Origin of the sequence: Mesorhizobium sp. M4A.F.Ca.ET.020.02.1.1 (assembly GCF_004022645.1) — a bacterium.
Taxonomy (GTDB): Bacteria; Pseudomonadota; Alphaproteobacteria; order Rhizobiales; family Rhizobiaceae; genus Mesorhizobium.
Map to the genome: position 1 here is coordinate 1 of NZ_RZOI01000542.1, position 4272 is coordinate 4272.

Annotated in this window: 4 protein-coding genes and 1 pseudogene; 2 read left to right on the forward strand and 3 right to left on the reverse strand. The window is 64.3% G+C overall.

What is annotated here, in order from left to right; translation table 11 throughout:
- Window positions 1–124: pseudogene (locus tag EN742_RS26180) on the forward strand (cold shock domain-containing protein); the annotation flags it as partial.
- Window positions 125–469: 345 nt separating this feature from the next.
- On the opposite strand, the gene EN742_RS26185 reads toward EN742_RS26180, so the two are convergent.
- From EN742_RS26185 to EN742_RS26195, 3 genes are all read right to left on the reverse strand, one after another.
- Entirely contained in the window at window positions 470–1078 is a 609-nt protein-coding gene (locus EN742_RS26185; RefSeq protein WP_126058755.1) for a glutathione S-transferase family protein, read from the reverse strand.
- A gap of 75 nt (window positions 1079–1153) precedes the next feature.
- On the reverse strand, window positions 1154–2014 hold the full coding sequence (locus tag EN742_RS26190) for an EAL domain-containing protein (RefSeq protein WP_128333453.1): 861 nt from the start codon (window positions 2012–2014) through the stop codon (window positions 1154–1156).
- Window positions 2011–2910, reverse strand: coding sequence for an EAL domain-containing protein (locus EN742_RS26195; protein ID WP_126058753.1), 900 nt, complete (start codon window positions 2908–2910; stop codon window positions 2011–2013). The genes EN742_RS26190 and EN742_RS26195 overlap by 4 nt, the downstream gene beginning before the upstream one ends.
- 212 nt (window positions 2911–3122) lie before the next feature.
- Here EN742_RS26195 and EN742_RS26200 point away from each other — a divergent pair.
- Window positions 3123–4272: pyridoxal phosphate-dependent aminotransferase (locus EN742_RS26200; RefSeq protein ID WP_148670261.1), on the forward strand; the 1150-nt coding region annotated here is incomplete at its 3' end.

Genomic DNA, 4272 nt, shown 5'->3' on the forward strand with positions numbered 1-4272 from the left:
CATCTCCGCTGTCGAGCGCGCTGGCCTGTCGACCCTGGTCGAGGGCCAGAAGATCAACTTCGAGATCGAGCAGGACCGCCGCACCGGCAAGTCCGCTGCTGGGTCTCTGAGCAAGGCAGCCTGATTTAGCAACAGCGCGCGCCGGACGAAGGTTCGGGGCGCGCGGCAAGTCACGGATGTACTGACGGTCGCGCGAGAAGCGCGCCGGAGTGGAAAGACCCGACAAGCTGGAACAGCAGATAGCTGCCAGCCCGGTCAGACGCTCCCGATCAGGCTACCGGAATGGGAAGGCGGGATTTATCCCGCCTTTTTATTTGCCTGCGGTTCAGACATTGGCGAAACCGCCGAAGCTGCCTTCTTCTCCCCGTTCACGGGGAGAAGTGCCCGGCAGGGCGATGAGGGGCGGCGCGACGCTGCGGAATTGGCTTCCTTGGCGGAGCCGCGAAGCGGCGACGGCGTGAGGACAAGACTAAGGCAGCCACTCGATCGGCACATGCCCGGGATCCGCCTCCACGCGGCCGAGCCAGGCGGCCACCGCCGGATAGGCGTCGAGCTGGAAGCCGCCCTTCTCGGCGGTATGCGTGTAGGCATACAGCGCGATGTCGGCGACGCTGTATGCATCGCCGGCGAAGAAGGCATTGGCTTCCAGATGCCTGTTCATCACGCCGAGCGCCTTGTTGCCGCGCTCCAGCGTCGATGCCAGCCGTTCCGGCGTCGCGTCCCTGGCGCGCTCGGGAAAGGTGAGCAGCGCCTTGCGCACGGCGATGTAGGGCTCGTGGCTGTACTGCTCGAAGAACAGCCACTGATAGGCGAGCGCCCGCTGGTACCGGTCGGCCGGCAGGAAGCGCGTGCCCTCGGCGAGATAGAGCAGGATGGCGTTGGATTCGGCGATCCGTCTGCCGTCGTCGAGTTCCAGCAGCGGCACCATGGCGTTGGGATTCTTGGCGACGAAATCGGCCTTGCGGGTGTCGCCGGTATGCGAGCTCACCTCGTCATTGGTGAAGGCAATGCCGAGCTTGGCCATCAACAGGCGCGGCTTGTAGCAATTGCCGCTGTCGATCATGCTGTAGAGTATCATCAGGTCTCCTTCCGGCTCGCGCCAATATCGCGCGGCGGAAGCCGCCTCATCCAGTGATTTGTTTTGGCCTGAACATCAGCGCCGCTGATGCAACGGCACCACCTTGCTGTCCATGCCGAGCAGTGCCTCGGTGGAGAGTGGCTCCTCGTTGAAGATCGTGCCCGCCAGCGCCGGGCGGGCGAGATGGTAGCCCTGCACAAGGTCGACGCCGCCATCGAGCGCGACGCGAAGATGCACGGCCTGCTCGATCCCTTCAACCAGCACCTTGGCGCCCCGATCATGCAGCATCGAGACCAGCGGCCGGAAGAAGCGCTCGGCGGCGGCATGCCGGCAGAACTCGGCAAACCAGGCGCCGTCGATCTTGACGATGTCGGGCGCAAGCAGCGCGATGCGCTCCTCAGTCGAATGTCCGGTGCCGAAATCGTCGATGGCGATACGAATGCCGTCGCGCCGCATCTCGCGAACGAGGCTGATCAGAACCTTGTCGTTGGCCGCCTGCTCGGTGATCTCGCAGACCAGCATGCCTGGATAGAGATCCAGTTCGCCGAGATGCCTGGTCATCAGCCGCATCTCGGCCAGCGCCCGCCCGAGATGGTCGTTGATCAGCGGATTGTAGTTGAAGAACAGGTCGAGCCCCTCGACGCCGATGTTGCGGAAGTTCCTCAGATGCAGCATCCGGCACATCGTCTCGACGAACAGGCGGTCCGCGGCAGGCAGGCTGCCGAAGAACACCGGCGGCGCGACCGGCCTCGCGTCGCGCTGCGCCTCGATCAACGCCTCGACGGCGACCGGCGCCAACGAGCGGCCGCGCGGCGCGAAGATCGGTTGATAGGCGCTCTTCAGCCGGAAGTCGCCATAGACGCCGTACTCGATGCCGATCTCGTCGGCAAAGATCGCCTCGGCGGCATTGCGCCGCCTGTCCGGCCAAACGCTCACGAGGCGTTCCTGCGCCCGAACACCCGCGCCGGGCGCGTCGTCGGCGCCGCGCCCGAACTGACCGGCGCATCGCCGATGCCCGTCGCTGCCGCGGACGCCTCAACGCCCTTGCCGAAGACGCGAAAGCTGGTCGGCGCCAGTTCCGGCCGCGCCAGCACGAAGCCTTGCACCATCGAGGTTCCCGATTTCTCGGCAAGCTCGAGCTGCCAGCCTTCCTCGAGGCCCTCGAACACGGTGCGAATGCCTTGCTGCTCGAAGCTCTTCACCATGGTGGTCAACAGGGCAAAGCCGGCGCCGGACTCCATCAGTTGCGTGATCCAGTGCGCATCGAACTTGACGATGTCGGGCTTGAGCTCCTTGATCCGGTTGATGTCGGATTCGTCGGCGCCGTAGTCGTCGACAGCGATGCGGAAGCCGTTGGCTCTCAGCGCCTCGACGAAGCTGTAGAGCGTTTCCTGCGAGGCCGATTTCTGTTCGGTCACCTCGCAAACCATCCTGCGCGGGTCGATGCCGGCCTCGTGCAGCACCAGCCGCATGTCGCGCAGCGCGTTGTCTGCGATGGCGCGGTCGGTGAACACAGACGGGTCGAAGTTGACGAAGATCGACGCCTCTTCCGGCAGGCAGGCGCCGGCGTTGAGCAGGTGTAGCGTCCGCGTCAGCGCCTCGATGTGCAGGCGGTCGCCCGCCGGGCAGGTGTTGAAGAAACTCATCGGCGACTGCGGCTCGCCGTCACGAAACGGCCGGATCAGCCCCTCGAATGCGACGATCGACAGCTTGCCTTCCCTGAAGGCGAAGATCGGCTGGAATGCGCTCTGCAGCGTATAGACGCCCCAGACACCACTGGAGGTGCCGTCATCACGACGGATGATGTGGGCGAGCCCGATACTACGCGACAAGGGATCCTCGCTCGGCAAGACTTGGCGGAAATGGCTTGCGATCCTGCCAACAGGGGTTTTAGCGGCCGTTGATGAATTTATTGTTGCCGAGCGATGCCGGTCACGGCTGCTTGACCCCTGGCTCATTCGACAATGCTTGCGCTTGGCCGGATGATGCGACATGAGAGGCCCGCGGCCGCTCCTGGCCCGCCGACCCTTGGAGATATCAGGTCATGGCCTTTCTTGCCGACGCCCTTTCCCGCGTGAAGCCTTCCGCGACCATCGCGGTGACGCAGAAGGCGCGCGAGCTGAAAAACGCCGGCCGTGACATCATCGGCCTTGGCGCCGGCGAGCCGGACTTTGATACGCCCGACAACATCAAGAACGCGGCGATCGACGCGATCCGTCGTGGCGAGACCAAGTATCCGCCAGTGTCAGGCATCACGCAGCTGCGTGAGGCGATCGCGAAAAAATTCAAGCGCGAGAACAATCTCGACTACCGGCCGGAGCAGACCATCGTCGGCACCGGCGGCAAGCAGATCCTGTTCAACGCCTTCATGGCGACGCTGAACCCCGGCGACGAGGTGATCATCCCGCGCCCCTACTGGGTGAGCTATCCCGAGATGGTGGCGATCTGCGGCGGCACATCGGTGTTTACAGACACATCGATCGACAACGGCTTCAAGCTGACGGCGGAAGTGCTTGAAAAGGCGATCACGCCGCGCACCAAATGGCTATTGATGAACTCGCCGTCCAACCCGTCGGGCGCCGCCTACACGGAAGCCGAGCTTCGATCTTTGGCCGACGTGCTGCTCAAGCACCCGCATGTCTGGACACTGACCGACGACATGTATGAGCACCTCACCTACGGCGATTTCGTCTTCAGGACGATCGCAGAAGTCGAGCCGAAACTCTACGAGCGCACCCTGACCATGAACGGCGTGTCGAAGGCCTATGCCATGACCGGTTGGCGCATCGGCTACGCCGCCGGCCCGGTGCGGCTGATCAAGGCCATGGACATGATCCAGGGCCAGCAGACCTCCGGCGCCTGCACCATCGCGCAATGGGCCTCGGTCGAGGCGCTGAACGGCCCGCAGGACTTCATCGCCAAGAACAAGGCGATCTTCCAGGGGCGCCGCGACCTTGTCGTGTCGATGCTCAACCAGGCGCGCGGCATCTCCTGCCCCTCGCCGGAGGGCGCTTTCTACGTCTACCCGTCCTGCGCCGGGCTGATCGGCAGGGAGACGAAGACCGGCAAGGTGATCGATAGTGACGAGACCTTCTGCGCGGAGTTGCTCGAGGCCGAGGGTGTGGCGGTGGTGTTCGGCTCCGCCTTCGGCCTTTGCCCGAACTTCCGCATCTCCTACGCCACGTCGGAGACGC